The 13,023-nt window shown below is 69.5% G+C and carries 10 protein-coding genes; 4 read left to right on the forward strand and 6 right to left on the reverse strand.

Going from position 1 to position 13,023, the window contains the following annotated elements; translation table 11 throughout:
* Nucleotides 1–251: 251 nt before the first annotated feature.
* A complete protein-coding gene (locus FHR38_RS01305) occupies nt 252–1,019 on the forward strand; it encodes an SDR family NAD(P)-dependent oxidoreductase (protein WP_184532051.1) in 768 nt (255 codons plus the stop codon).
* 210 nt (nt 1,020–1,229) lie between these two features.
* Nucleotides 1,230–3,056, forward strand: a complete 1,827-nt coding sequence (locus FHR38_RS01310) for an AMP-dependent synthetase/ligase (RefSeq protein WP_184532053.1) — start codon at nt 1,230–1,232, stop codon at nt 3,054–3,056.
* Nucleotides 3,057–3,139: 83 nt separating this feature from the next.
* Here the strand turns inward: FHR38_RS01310 and FHR38_RS01315 are convergent, their stop codons facing one another.
* The 4 genes from FHR38_RS01315 to FHR38_RS01330 are packed head-to-tail and all read right to left on the reverse strand — an operon-like array spanning nt 3,140 to nt 7,308.
* Nucleotides 3,140–4,276, reverse strand: a complete 1,137-nt coding sequence (locus tag FHR38_RS01315; protein ID WP_376771370.1) for an acyl-CoA dehydrogenase family protein — start codon at nt 4,274–4,276, stop codon at nt 3,140–3,142.
* 28 nt (nt 4,277–4,304) lie between these two features.
* A complete protein-coding gene (locus FHR38_RS01320) occupies nt 4,305–5,333 on the reverse strand; it encodes an LLM class F420-dependent oxidoreductase (RefSeq protein ID WP_184532057.1) in 1,029 nt (342 codons plus the stop codon).
* Complete coding sequence (locus FHR38_RS01325) at nt 5,333–6,490, reverse strand: CaiB/BaiF CoA transferase family protein (RefSeq protein ID WP_184532059.1); 1,158 nt, start codon at nt 6,488–6,490, stop codon at nt 5,333–5,335. The genes FHR38_RS01320 and FHR38_RS01325 overlap by 1 nt, the downstream gene beginning before the upstream one ends.
* On the reverse strand, nt 6,487–7,308 hold the full coding sequence (locus FHR38_RS01330) for an enoyl-CoA hydratase-related protein (protein WP_184532061.1): 822 nt from the start codon (nt 7,306–7,308) through the stop codon (nt 6,487–6,489). Before FHR38_RS01330 ends, FHR38_RS01325 begins: the two co-directional genes overlap by 4 nt.
* Before the next feature lie 44 nt (nt 7,309–7,352).
* Here FHR38_RS01330 and FHR38_RS01335 point away from each other — a divergent pair, with 44 nt between their 5' ends.
* Complete coding sequence (locus FHR38_RS01335) at nt 7,353–8,033, forward strand: GntR family transcriptional regulator (protein ID WP_184532063.1); 681 nt, start codon at nt 7,353–7,355, stop codon at nt 8,031–8,033.
* Nucleotide 8,034: 1 nt separating this feature from the next.
* Here the strand turns inward: FHR38_RS01335 and FHR38_RS01340 are convergent, their stop codons facing one another.
* On the reverse strand, nt 8,035–9,525 hold the full coding sequence (locus FHR38_RS01340; protein ID WP_184532065.1) for an aldehyde dehydrogenase family protein: 1,491 nt from the start codon (nt 9,523–9,525) through the stop codon (nt 8,035–8,037).
* Nucleotides 9,526–9,604: 79 nt separating this feature from the next.
* Here FHR38_RS01340 and FHR38_RS01345 point away from each other — a divergent pair, with 79 nt between their 5' ends.
* Nucleotides 9,605–10,756, forward strand: coding sequence for an acyl-CoA dehydrogenase family protein (locus FHR38_RS01345; RefSeq protein ID WP_184532067.1), 1,152 nt, complete (start codon nt 9,605–9,607; stop codon nt 10,754–10,756).
* Nucleotides 10,757–10,871: 115 nt separating this feature from the next.
* Here FHR38_RS01345 and FHR38_RS01350 read toward each other — a convergent pair whose 3' ends face one another.
* A complete protein-coding gene (locus FHR38_RS01350) occupies nt 10,872–13,019 on the reverse strand; it encodes a 3-hydroxyacyl-CoA dehydrogenase NAD-binding domain-containing protein (RefSeq protein ID WP_184532069.1) in 2,148 nt (715 codons plus the stop codon).
* Between the last annotated feature and the right edge of the window lie 4 nt (nt 13,020–13,023).

Raw genomic sequence — 13,023 nt, forward strand, 5'->3', positions numbered from 1 at the left:
GCCGAGATGCGCGCCGCCCTGGTCGAGATCATTGGCGTCGAGTGCCATGTGATCGAGGCCTGATCCCAGCCTGCGTGTGCGAGCAGACTCCGTCCGAAGGACGCCAGCAGGCCCGGCGCAGGCGGGCCACACAGGGCAGACATGACCGAGGCAGTATGGCGGTGCCCGTGGCGATGAGCCTGCGGCTTGTCGACGGGCAGGTCGTCGCGGCGTTGAGTTCGCGGCGCCACCTCCCCAGAGAGGAATCCGACATGACCATGGGCAAGGGACTTCTTGAGGGCAAGGTCGCCTGGGTGACGGGGGCCGGCCAAGGCGTGGGAGCGGCGGTCGCCGAAGGCCTGGCGGAGGCCGGCGCGGCCGTGATCCTCCAGTCGCGCCGGATGGACGCGCTGCAGGCGGTACGGGACCGAATCGTGGCTGCTGGTGGCACGGCGGACATCGTCGTCGGTGACGTCACCGACGAGTCCACTGCCGACGCCGTCGTGGCGTTAGCCCGGCAACGATGGGGTCGCCTCGACATCCTGGTGAACAACGCCGGGATCAGTCCCGCGCTGCGGCGCAGCGAGCAGCTGAGCGTCGCAGACTGGCAGCAGGTGATCGACACCAACCTGTCCGGGGTCTTCATCTGCTCCCGCGCCGCCGGGGCGTTCATGATCCAGCAGGGCGCGGGCAGCATCGTCAACATGTCATCGGTTCATGGCCAGGTTGGCTTTCCTCGACTGGCCGCGTACAGCGCCAGCAAGGGCGGGGTCGAGCAGCTCACCCGGACGTTGGCGCTGGAGTGGGCGGCCGCCGGCGTACGCGTGAACGCGGTGGCACCCGGCTACCTGGAGACGCAGATGACGGAGGGACTACGCAGCCACGACCAGTGGTCGAAACGGTTGCGCGAGCGGATCCCGATGGGCCGGTTCGGCCTGCCGAGTGAGGTTGTCGGCGCTGTCGCGTTCTTGGCGTCGGACGCTGCCAGCTACGTCACCGGCAGCATCCTGCATGTGGATGGTGGTTGGACCGCCCAATGACGACCAACCCACCTCGTTAATCGGCGTTCGTTCGCCGATCACGCGCGTAATGCAGCTAAGCATGCATTCCTAATCACTTCTTCCCAGAAAGTTAACCCTCGTTTACAGTGCTGCTATGGGCGGCGGCGCCCTCGACGACACCACGATGAGGGGTACGCCGGCCTCGACCCGAACCACCGCCAGGCCCGGTCACGGTTGAAGGAGTACCTCATGGACCCTGCCGACCAATACGCCAAAGCAGCTGCCGCCCTGACCATTCCCGCCCTCCTACACCGAAACGCCACCGAGTTCGCCGACCTGCCGGCGCTGACCATGCTCGGTCGTAGCGACACCCGCACGTGGGCCGAGCTACGCGATGAGGTTGTCGAGCTATCCGACGGCCTGGCCGAGATCGGCCTGGAGCCGGGCAGCCGTATGCTGATCATGATGTCGAGCCGGCCGGAACACTGGCTGATCGACCTCGCCGCGGTCCATCTGGGTGCGGTGCCCGCCACGGTCTACCCGACGTTGAGCGACGATCAGTTGCGGTACGTGGCGCTACACAGCGCCGCCCAGGTACTTGTGCTGGAAGGCCTCACCGAGTTGGCCCGCTGGCGCTCGATCCTGCCTGACCTGCCCCACCTGCGCCGGATCGTGCTGGTAGACGAGGGCGAGGCCAGCGATCTGACCCCGGAGACCGTGTCGCTGGCCCACGTGCGCTCCGTCGGCCAGGCTGCGCACCGGGCCGACCCGGACGCCGTTGAGCGGCGCTGGCACGCGATCCGACCCGAGCAACCGGTGACGTTGCTGTACACCTCGGGGACGACCGGTGATCCGAAGGGCGTCGTGCTCAGCCACCACAACGTGGTCTATCAGGCCGTGGTCCTGGAGGCCACCGTGTCCGTACCCGACCATGCGCCCTCGGTGGCCTATCTGCCGCTGGCCCACATCGCCGAGCGGATGTTGGGCATCTACAACACCATCTACCGCGCCGGGCACGTGACCATCTGCCCTGACCCCGCCCAGCTCATCCCGGCCCTGCGCGCGGTCGGTCCCGCCTCGTTCTTCGGCGTACCACGGGTCTGGGAGAAGATGGCGGCCGGCGTCCAGGCCCATCTGGCCACCGCGGAACCGGCGGTGCAGGCTGCCTTGAGCGCCGCGAGCACCGTGGCCCTGACGGTGTACGAGCTGCGCGCGGCGGGCCAGCCCGTGCCCGACGAGTTGGCCGATCGGTTGACGCAGGCCGAAGCCACGGTGCTGCGACCGCTCCAGTCCACGCTGGGCCTGCAGAACATGGTCTGGGCCGGCAGCGGTGCCGCCCCGATTCCGGTCGACGTCCTGCGGTTCCTGGCTGGGCTCGGCGTCTACGTGCTGGAGGTGTGGGGCATGACCGAAACCACCGGTACCGCCACCATCAACACCCCGCTGCGGTTCCGCACCGGGACCGTCGGTCGGGCCAACCCCGGCATGCAGGTGCGCCTCGCCGGCGACGGCGAGATCCTCGTACGCGGGCCGTTGGTCTGCTCCGGGTATCTGACCAGCGACGGCAGCATCGAGCCGGTCACCGACGCGGACGGCTGGCTGGCCACCGGCGACGTCGGCACGATCGACGACGACGGCTTCCTGACCATCACCGACCGCAAGAAGGAACTCATCATCAACTCCAGCGGTAAGAACATCTCGCCGGCGCACATCGAGGGGCTGCTTCGGGCGCATCCCCTCATCGGTCAGGCGGTCGCGATCGGCGACCGGCGGCCGTACGTCACGGCGCTGATCGTGCTGGATGACGAGGTCGCGCCGCAGTGGGCGCGGGCGCGCGGCATCAGCGACGCGCAACTGCCCGGTCTGGCCTCGGATCCGCTGATACTCGCCGAGATCCAGGCCGCTGTCGACGCCGCCAACACCAAGCTCGCCCGGCCCGAGCAGGTCAAGACCTTCGAGGTGCTGCCGTCGAGCTGGACGCCGGAGTCAGGCGAGCTGACCCCCACGTTGAAGCTGCGACGCCGGGTCATCGTCGATCGTTACCGCGAGAGCATCGACGGCCTTTACGGCGGATAGCCGCCGCAGCATCCGGCGTTCCGGGTCATGGTTGGTGCCGTGCCGCCGGGCTCTCTCTCCTCGTGCCCATCCTGGAGTACGGTTCACAGGCCCAGCGACCGGCCGATCACCTCTTTCATGATCTCCGTGGTGCCGCCGTAGATGGTTTGCACGCGGGCGTCCAGATACGCCCTGGCTACCGGGTACTCGCGCATGTAGCCGTAGCCGCCGTGCAACTGCAGGCAGCGATCGACGGTGCGCTGCTGCAGCTCGGTGCACCACCACTTCGCCATCGCCGCTGTCTCCGCCGTGAGGGTGGGCTCGACCAGGCACTGGTCGACGAAGACGCGGCCGAGGCGCAGTTCGGTGGCGAGTTCGGCCAGCACGAAGCGGTTGTGCTGGAAGCTGCCGATGGGGCGGCCGAATGCCTGGCGCTGTTTGCAGTAGTCGAGGGTTTGTTCGAACACCGCCTCGGCACCGGCGAGTGCCGCGACGGCGATCGACAGCCGCTCGAAGGGAAGGTTGCGCATCAGGTAGGCGAAGCCCTGGCCCGCCACGCCAAGGAGATTGGCTGCGGGCACCCGGACGTCGGCGAAGAACAACTCGGCCGTGTCCTGCGCCTTCTGCCCGATCTTGTCGAGGTTGCGGCCCCGCTCGAAGCCAGCCATGCCCCGCTCGACCACCAGCAGGCTGATCCCCCGGTGCCCCGCTGCCGGGTCGGTCCGGGCCACGACGATGACCAGGTCGGCCAGGATGCCGTTGCTGATGAAGGTCTTCTGCCCGTTGAGGAGGTAGCTGTCCCCGTCGCGCACCGCGGTGGTCGTGATGCCCTGCAGGTCGCTGCCGGCACCGGGTTCGGACATGGCGATCGCGGTGATGGCATCGCCGGAACAGAAGCCCGGCAGCCACCGCTGTTTCTGCTCGTCGTTGGTCAGCTCGGTGAGATACGGCCCGATGATGTCGTTGTGCAGACCGAACGCCGGGCCGCTGGCACCCGCTCGGGCCAGTTCCTCGGTCAGGACGGCGTTGAAGCGCCGGTCCGTCACCCCGCCGCCGCCGTAGCGTTCGTCGACGAAGAAGCCCAGCAGGCCGGCGGCGCCGGCCGCGCGCCACACGTGGCGGTCGACGATGCCGTCGACTTCCCAGCGGTCGTGGTGCGGTGCGATCTCCTTGTCGATGAAAGCGCGTACCAGTTCAGCGAACGCGAGGTGGTCGGCGGAGAAGATGGTGCGGTTCGCCATGTGCGTCATCTCCCTACTGCACGGATCCCTACCGGGCCAGGTCCTTCACGGTGGCGATGAGGTGTCGCGGCTCGGCACCCAGCGGCGTGACGTTGAGGATCGTGACGCCAGCGTCGCGATAGGCCTGGACGCGGTCTCGCACGTAGCTCTGCGGCCCGATCAGGCTGGTGCGCTCCAGCAGTTCCGCCGGCACGGCGGCGGCCGCCTCCGCCTTCCGGCCGGCCAGGTAGAGATCCTGGATACGGTCCGCCTCGGCGGCGTAGCCGTAGCGGCACAGCAGGTCGTGGTAGAAGTTACGGCCCTTGGCGCCCATGCCCCCGACGTACAGGGCGATCTGCGGCCGGGCGAGGTCGCGCAGGCCGGTGACGTCCGGGCCGATGGCCAGGGGGCCACCGGCCACGACCTCGAGCGGTCCCAGGTCGTCCGGCCGCCTACCCCGGCCGGCTGCCAGTGCCGCGCCCCAGACATCGGCCGCGCGCTCGGGTACGTAGAGAAATGGCAGCCATCCGTCGGCGAGTTCAGCGGTCATCCGCACGTTCTTGTCGCCGAGGCTCGCCACGTAGATCGGGATGCGGTCGCGGACCGGGCGGGTGAGGATCTTCAGCGGTTTACCGAGGCCAGTGCCTTCCCCGGCGGGCAGTGGCAGCCGGTAGATGTCATCGTGGACCAGCGTCTCGCGTCGCCACACCTGCCGGCAGATCCGGATCACCTCGCGAGTCCGGGCGAGCGGCCGGTCGTAGGCGACGCCGTGCCATCCCTCGATCACCTGCGGTCCGGACGCGCCCAGGCCGAGAATGGCGCGGCCACCGGAGATCGCGTCCAGGCCGGCTGCGGTCTGTGCCAGCAGCGCCGGGGTACGGGAGTAGATGGGCAGGATGGCGGAGCCGATCTGCAGCCGGGTCGTCCTCGCGGCGAGGTAGCCCATGATGGTCGGCGCGTCGAAGCCGTAGGCCTCCGACACCCAGACCACGTCGAGGCCGTCCTGTTCCCAGGCGGCCACGGCGTCCGCGCCGGTCCTGGGATCCGTGGCGTAGGCCAGCGGTGTCGCGATACGCATCAGCGAGCCCTTTCGGTCTGGCTGACGGCGCCGTTGCCCAGCCACCGTCGCAGGTGTGTGCCGAGGCCCCACTCGGTGAGTACGGTCTCGGTGTCCGCGCCCGGCAGCGGCGGACTGCCGACGATCGCCCCCGGGGTCTGCGACAGGCGGGGCGCCACCGCAGGCTGCCGGACGCCGAAGTGCTCCTCGAAGGTCGCGCGCGCCACCAGGTGTGGATGGCGCTGCGCCTCGGCGAGCGACAGTACCGGTGCCACACAGGCATCGGTGCCCTCGAAGAGCGTGGTCCACTCGTCGCGGGTGCGGTTGGCGAAGACCTCCGCGAAGCGCGTGCGGAGCACCGGCCATCCGGTGACATCATGCTGGGCCGGCAGGTCCTCGTCGGTCAGCCCGAGCAGCCGCAGCAGTTCGGCGTAGAACCGGGGTTCCAGTGCGCCGACCGCCATGTGTCCGCCATCGGCGGTGACGTAGACGTCGTAGAACGGTGCCCCGCCGTCGAGCAGGTTGCGGCCGCGTTCGGCCTGCCAGATGCCGTCGGCCAGGAGACCGGCGAACATCGTGGTGAGATGGGCCGTGCCGTCGACGATGGCGGCGTCGACGACCTGCCCGCGGCCGGTGGTCCGGGCCACGTGCAGCGCCGCCAGGCAGCCGACGACGAGGTAGAGCGCGCCACCGCCGAAGTCACCGACGAGGTTGAGTGGGATCTGCGGCGGGCCGTCCGGGCGGCCGATCGGGTGCAGCGCCCCGGCGACGGCGATGTAGCCGATGTCGTGACCGGCCGCGTCGGCCAGCGGTCCGTGCTGTCCCCAGCCGGTCATCCGTCCGTAGACGAGGCCCGGGTTGCGCTCCAGCGCGGGCTGTGGCCCGATGCCGAGCCGTTCGGCCACCCCGGGGCGCCAGCCCTCGATCACGATCGCGGCCTGGTCAACCAGTCCGAGGACCACCTCGGCCCCGTCGGGGTGTTTGAGGTCCACGACGATCGACCGTTTGCCCCGGTTGAGCAGGTCCCGCCTCGGGTCGCCGGTCGGCAGCGCGCCCGGCTCGGGTCGGTCGACCCGGACGACGTCGGCTCCCAGGTCGGCCAGGAGCATCGCCGCGAACGGGCCGGGGCCGATCCCGGCGAGTTCCACGACCCGGACCCCGGCCAGCGGGCCGCTCATGCGCCGCCCCGCGCCGCGAAGCGGGGAGCGCGTCCCTGGGCCCGGCTGGCGAGGGCCTCGGCGAAGTCGGCCCCGGCCAGGGATGCGGCCATGAGTTGGGTGGCCTCGGCAGCCGCCTCGGCGGCCCCGGTCTCCAGACCCGACCAGACCTGCCGCCGGATCACCGCGATGGACGCCGGCGAGCAGTACGCGGCGAGATCGGCGGCGTAGGCCTGTGCCTCGACCAACACCTCGTCGCAGGGGAGCACTCGCTGGACCAGTCCGATCCGGAGCGCCTCCACCGCGTCGATCTTGCGGCCGGACACCAGCAGATCCAGCGCGTTGCCGACACCGACCAGCCGGGGCAGCAGCCAGGCGCTGCCGTACTCGGCGATGAGGCCGAGCCGGCTGAACGCGGCGGCCAGGCGGGCCTGCGCCGCCAGGAAGCGCACGTCGGCATAGAGGGCGTGGACCAGGCCGAGGCCGGCGGCACCGCCGTTGACCGCCGCGACGATCGGCGTTTCCAGCGTCATCGGCAAATGTGGTTCGAAGCCGAACTCGTCCAGCAGTCGGTCGCGGTGCCGCTCGTCGAGTAGCGCCTGCAGCGCCTCCGGGTCGGCACCCACGCAGAACCAGTCGCCGACGCCGGTCACCACGATGGCCCGTACCTGCGGATCCGCGTCGGCAGCCACCAACGCCGCGTAGTAGTCACGGAACATGTCCAGCGTCATCGCGTTTCGCTGGTCGGGCCGGTCGAACCAGATCGTACGGACGCCGGCGCGGGTCGCGGCCCGCAAGCCACAACCAGCCGGTTCGGCCGCAAGCATGGATAAGCTCATCGGCGCGTCCTTTGCAGAATTTGACATTTGATAGTCTTGTCCTCGTGGTGGGACGGAGCAAGGTCCAGGACGTTTCTCATCCTCAGCTGTCCGAGACGGTGGCAAGCCTGTTGCGCGATCGGATCATGTCCGGCCAACTGCGTCCCGGGGAGCGGATCCGGCTCGAAGACGTCGCCCAGGAGACCGGCCTGAGTATCACGCCGGTGCGTGAGGCCCTGCTGATGCTGCGCGCGGAGGACATGGTCGAGCTGCAGCCACGCCGCGGCCACGTGGTCGCGCCGCTGTCCAAACAGGACATCCTGGACGTGTTCGGCCTCCAGGGCGACATCGCCGGCGAGCTTGCCGCCCGGGTCGCCGTCAGCATCACCCCCGCCCAGCTCGACGACCTGCGGCAGCAGCACGAGCGGCTGCGCCGGGCCGCCCAGGCCAGGCAGATCAGCCGGGTCGAGCAGCTCGAGTTCGAGTTCCACCGCAGCATCAACCGGCTGGCCGACGCGCGCAAGCTGTCCTGGCTGCTGCGAGCAGCGACGCGCTACACCCCGTCGCGGTTCTACGCGGCCGATCCGGAGTGGCGGGCGGACATGGTCGCCGATCACGAGGCCCTGCTTGGCGCGCTCGAGGCCCGTGACCCGGCCGCCGTCCGCCCGATCGTGGCCCGCCACTTCACCGACGGTGCCGAGCGGTTGGTCAAGCATCTCGATGGCCTGGGCGTGTGGAGCGGGTGAGTCACCGGCGACCATGACGCCACTTGAACATCGCCAGCGAGGCCCCCATAGCGGCAGCGGACGGCTGCAACGTCATCACATCGATCGGCGGACGGAACCGCTGCCAGGTGACCGACCGGGGCCGGCTGAACTCGCGCAGACCGTCCGCGCCGTGGACCCGCCCGAAGCCCGAGTCGCCGACTCCGCCGAAGGGCAGTGCCGGCACACCGGCATACCCGAGCACCGAGTTGACCGACACCGCGCCCGCCCGTAGCCGTGCGGCGAGCGCCAGTCCGTGGCGGCGATGTCGCGTGAAGATCGAGCCGGAGAGCCCGTAGTTGGTGGTGTTCGCCCGGTGCAGCGCCTCGTCGGTGTCGGCCACCGGGTTGACCACCAGCACCGGACCGAACGTCTCCTCGGTGACCGCCGTGCTGTCCTCGGGCACGTCGGCCAACAGAACCGGCTCGACGAACGGGGGCCGCACCGAACTCGCGTCACCGACCACCGCCCGGGCACCCCGGTCGATCGCGTCGGTGATGTGGCTCAGCACGATGTCGGGCTGGGCCGGGGTGCTCATCGGCCCGTACGGCGCATCCGGCTCGGCACCCGGCCGGACCTGCCGCACCAGCTCGGCCAGCTTGGCCACGAACGGCTCGTACACGGCCTGCTCGACGTAGACGCGCTCGACTCCGGCACACGTCTGTCCGGCGTTGCCCAGGCCGCCGAAGACGGCCGCTTGGGCGGCTGCATCGAGATCGGCGTCGGCCGTGACGATGAGCGCGTCCTTGCCCCCGCCCTCGATCACGACGGGGGTCAGGCGCTCGGCGCAGGCGGCCATGACCGCACGCCCCGTGGCGGCCGACCCGGTGAACGCGATCTTGTCGACCGGCGCGCGACACAGCGCGGCTCCGGTCGTGCCATCACCGGTCACGACCTGCAGAACCGGTCGATCGGGAAGTAACTCACTCCAGCGCTGCGCCAGCCACACCCCGACGCCGGGGGTGAACTCGCTGGGCTTGAACACCACCGCGTTGCCGGCGGCCAGCGCGTGCGATATCGCTCCCATCGGCGTGTAGACGGGGTAGTTCCACGGTCCGATCACGCCGACGACGCCGTACGGCACGTACTCCACCGAGCTGGCCTGGTTGAACGCGAGCAGCCCGGAGGCCACCGTCCGCCGTCTCAGTACGCGGCGGGCGTGCCGGGCGGCCCAGTCCAGGTGCTCGATGGCGAGCATCACCTCCAGCTGGGCCCCCGCGACCGTCTTACCGGTCTCGCTCCGGATGAGTTCGGCCAGCTCGTCGATGCGGCGCGCGACGAGCGTCTTGTACGCGAGCAGATGACGTCGGCGCTGCCGGGCGTCCAGACCGGTCCACCAGCCGGCCGCATCCCGCGCCTGTCGGACGGCGGCGTGTACCGCGGCTTCGTCGGCGATGTCGTAGTCAGTACGGGACTCACCGGTTATCGGGTCGACGTTGCGAAGCCGACGAGGGTGCTCAACCAGGGATGTCATCGGCAGCCTCCTGACATTTGATATTCGATACTCTAGCCTTGCTGTCAATCCCTTTGCGACACTCGCTGGAGGTACGGCCATGGAATGGAGCGACGAACAACGATCACTGGTCGCGGCAGTGCGGGACTTCTGCCGCCGTGAGGCCGGGACCCGTGAGCAGCGGCAGAAGCTCACCGACGGCGGACGGGAACCGCACAGCCCTGAGCTGTACCGCAAGATGGCCGAACTCGGCTGGCTAGGCCTGTCGCTACCGGAGGAGTTCGGCGGCGGAGGTGCCGGCATGGTGGAGCTGTGCCTCTTTCTGGAGGAAACCGGCAAGGCGCTGGTGCCGATCGGCGGCTTCACCACGTCGATCATCGTCGCCGCCACCTACGAGCGGTTCGGTTCGTCGGAGCAGAAGAAGCTCATCCTGAGCGGGGTGGCCCGGGGCGTCGTCGAGGCGGTCGCGATGTCCGAGCCCGAGGCCGGCTCGGACGTGGCCAACCTGAGCTGCCGCGCCGAACGCCGGGGCGACGAGTTCGTCATAACCGGCCAGAAGACCTGGTGTTCCAACGCCCATCTCGCCGAGCACATCCTGCTCGTCGCCCGCACGTCAGGCCGCGCTGGCGACCACACCGGCCTGACCATGTTCCTGGTCCCCACCACGACGCCCGGACTGACCATCTCCGGTATCGAGACCATGGGCGGCCGCGAGGTCAACGACCTCTACTTCGCCGACTGCGTGTTGCCTGCCGACGCCGTGGTCGGCCAGATCGACCAGGGCTGGCGGCAGCTGATGGCCGGGCTCAACATGGAGCGGCTGATCCTCGCCAGCGCGATGCTCGGCACCGCCCAGCGAGCCTTCGACGACGTCGTGGAGTACGTCAAGAACCGGCGCCAGTTCCGCCGGCCAATCGGATCGTTCCAGGTGATCCGGCACCGCCTTGCCGACCTGGCCACCGAGATCGAGTGCGCCCGGCTACTGGTCTACCAGACCGCCGCCCAGGTGGACCGATCACCGAACACGATGCTGCCCCGGGAGACTTCGATGGCGAAACTCAAGGCCACCGAGACCGCCCGCCGAGTCACCCTGGACGCGATGCAGATGATGGGCGGCTACGGATACGCGACCGAGTTCGGCATGGAGCGCCTGGTCCGTGCCTCGGTTGTGTCCACCGTCTACGGCGGCACCAGCGAGATCCAACGCGAGATCATCGCGAAGACCTACGGACTGTCCGAACAGTTGCAGTGAGGTGCTGTCGGCGAACACGTTTGCCGCCTGGATGCCCGGCCGGCGAGTGTGCCGAACACTCGCCGGCCGTACTGCTCTGAAGAATGACGACGTCGGTCGTCAGAGGCCGACCGCTCTATTCGAACCGCTCGCCCCGGTCGGCCATGGCCAGCAGCAGCGGGGGCGGGCTGAACCGGTCACCGTAGCGCTCCGCGAGCACCCGCGCGTGGGCGACGAAGCCCGGCAGGCCGCCCTCGTACTGGTTGATGTACTGGAGAACACCACCGGTCCAGCTCGGATAGCCGATGCCGAGGATCGAGCCGACATTGGCGTCGACCACCGAGGCCAGCACGCCCTCTTCGAGGCATCGCACCGACTCGATCGCCTCGATGAAGAGCATCCGCTCCTTGAGGTCATCGAAGGGCGTGGCGAGGTTCGTACCGCCGAAACTGTCCCGCAGGCCCGGCCAGAGCCCGACCCGCTTGCCGTCGCGGTAGTCGTAGAAGCCGGCGCCGCCCGAGCGTCCGGGTCTGCCGTAGTCGTCGATCATCCGGTCGATGACCGCGTCGGCGGCGTGGGGCTGCCAGGTGCCGCCGGCAGCCACCGTCGCTGCGGCCGTCTCCTGTCGGATCCGGCGCGGCAGGGTGAGGGTGAGCTCGTCCATCAACGCGAGGACCGGTGCGGGGTATCCGGCCTGGCTACTGGCCTGCTCGATCGTGCTCGCCGGGATCCCTTCGGCCAGCATCGCCACGCCCTCGTTGGTGAACGTGCCGATGACCCGGCTGGTGAAGAAGCCGCGGCTGTCGTTGACGACGATGGGCGTCTTGCGTAGCCGCCGTACGAGGCCCAGGGCCCGCTGCAGCGTGGCCTCGTTGGTCCGCTCGCCGCGAATCACCTCGACCAACGGCATCTTGTCCACCGGTGAGAAGAAGTGCAGTCCGATGAACTCCTCCGGCCTACTGATGCCCTCGGCCAGTACGGTGATGGGCAGGGTGGACGTGTTGGAGGCGATGAGCGCGTCCGGCGCGACCTGCTCGATCTCCGCGTACACCTTGTGCTTGAGCGCGGGATCCTCGAAGACGGCCTCGATGGCCAGGTCGACGCCGGCCAGGTCGGCCAGGTCCCCGGTCGGCTGGATCCGGGCCAGGATCGCGTCGCGCTCCTCAGGAGTGGTCACGCCCCGGGCGACAGCCTTGTCCAGCAGGCCCACCGAGTAGGCCTTACCCCGCAGCGCCCCCTCGACGGTGACGTCTTTGAGCACGACCCGCATCCCGGCCCGGGCGCACACATAGGCTATGGCGGCCCCCATCATGCCCGCGCCGATGACAGCCACCCGCCGCACCGGTGGATGGCCCGTGCCGATGTCGCGCGAGCCGGCGGTCTGCACGTCGAAGAAGAGTGCCTTGATCATGTTCTTGGAGATCTGCCCGGTGGCCAGCTCCGTGAAGTACCGCCCCTCGATGGTGAGGGCGGTGTCCAGGTCGACCTGCGCACCTTCCACGGCAGCGGCGAGGATGCTGCGCGGGGCGGGATAGGGCGCACCCTTGAGCTGCTTGCGCAGAGTGGCGGACATCGCCGCCAGCTGGGCGGCGAGCGCCGGAGTGGACGGGGTTCCGCCGGGGATCTTGTAGCCCCTACGGTCGTATGGCTGCGTCGCGTCGGGGTTGGCGACGATCCAGGCTCGGGCGGCGTCCATCATGCCCGCCTCATCGGCGGCGATCTCGTCGACCATTCCGTGCGCGAGTGCGTCCTGCGGTCTGCGCCGCTGGCCCCGTAGCAGCCAGCCGACCAGCGCGTCGGCCACGCCCAGCAGCCGGACGGTGCGCACCACGCCGCCGCAACCTGGCAGCAGGCCAAGGGTGACCTCGGGAAAGCCGATCTCGATGGCCGGGTTGTCGAGCACGATGCGGTGGTGGCACCCCAGGGCCAGCTCCAGTCCCCCACCGAGGGCCGACCCGTTGATGGCGGCCACGACCGGACGACCGAGCGTCTCCAGCCGGCGTACGGCGTTCTTGAGTAGACGTGTCTCGGCCGCAGATGTCTCGACGTCGGCCGGCGTCAGCCGCAGCAGGGCGGCCAGGTCGCCGCCGGCGAAGAACGTCTTCTTGGCGGAGGTGACGATCACGCCGGTGATCCGGTCGCGCTCGGCTTCGAGCCGATCCACGGTCGCCACGAGGCTCGCTCCGAACTCCTCGTTCATCACGTTTGCCGAACGCCCGGGGTGGTCGAGGGTGAGCAGGACGAGGCCGTCATCGCCGTACTCCCACCGGATTGTGTTGACCATTCGT

Origin of the sequence: Micromonospora polyrhachis, from assembly GCF_014203835.1 — a bacterium.
In the GTDB taxonomy this organism is placed as follows: Bacteria; Actinomycetota; Actinomycetes; order Mycobacteriales; family Micromonosporaceae; genus Micromonospora_H; species Micromonospora_H polyrhachis.

Coding starts and splice junctions, on each gene's coding strand:
- FHR38_RS01305 (WP_184532051.1), top strand. CDS start 252: ATGACCATGGGCAAGGGACTTCTTGAGGGCAAGGTCGCCTGGGTGACG.
- FHR38_RS01310 (WP_184532053.1), top strand. CDS start 1,230: ATGGACCCTGCCGACCAATACGCCAAAGCAGCTGCCGCCCTGACCATT.
- FHR38_RS01315 (WP_376771370.1), bottom strand. CDS start 4,276: ATGGCGAACCGCACCATCTTCTCCGCCGACCACCTCGCGTTCGCTGAA.
- FHR38_RS01320 (WP_184532057.1), bottom strand. CDS start 5,333: ATGCGTATCGCGACACCGCTGGCCTACGCCACGGATCCCAGGACCGGC.
- FHR38_RS01325 (WP_184532059.1), bottom strand. CDS start 6,490: ATGAGCGGCCCGCTGGCCGGGGTCCGGGTCGTGGAACTCGCCGGGATC.
- FHR38_RS01330 (WP_184532061.1), bottom strand. CDS start 7,308: ATGAGCTTATCCATGCTTGCGGCCGAACCGGCTGGTTGTGGCTTGCGG.
- FHR38_RS01340 (WP_184532065.1), bottom strand. CDS start 9,525: ATGACATCCCTGGTTGAGCACCCTCGTCGGCTTCGCAACGTCGACCCG.
- FHR38_RS01345 (WP_184532067.1), top strand. CDS start 9,605: ATGGAATGGAGCGACGAACAACGATCACTGGTCGCGGCAGTGCGGGAC.
- FHR38_RS01350 (WP_184532069.1), bottom strand. CDS start 13,019: ATGGTCAACACAATCCGGTGGGAGTACGGCGATGACGGCCTCGTCCTG.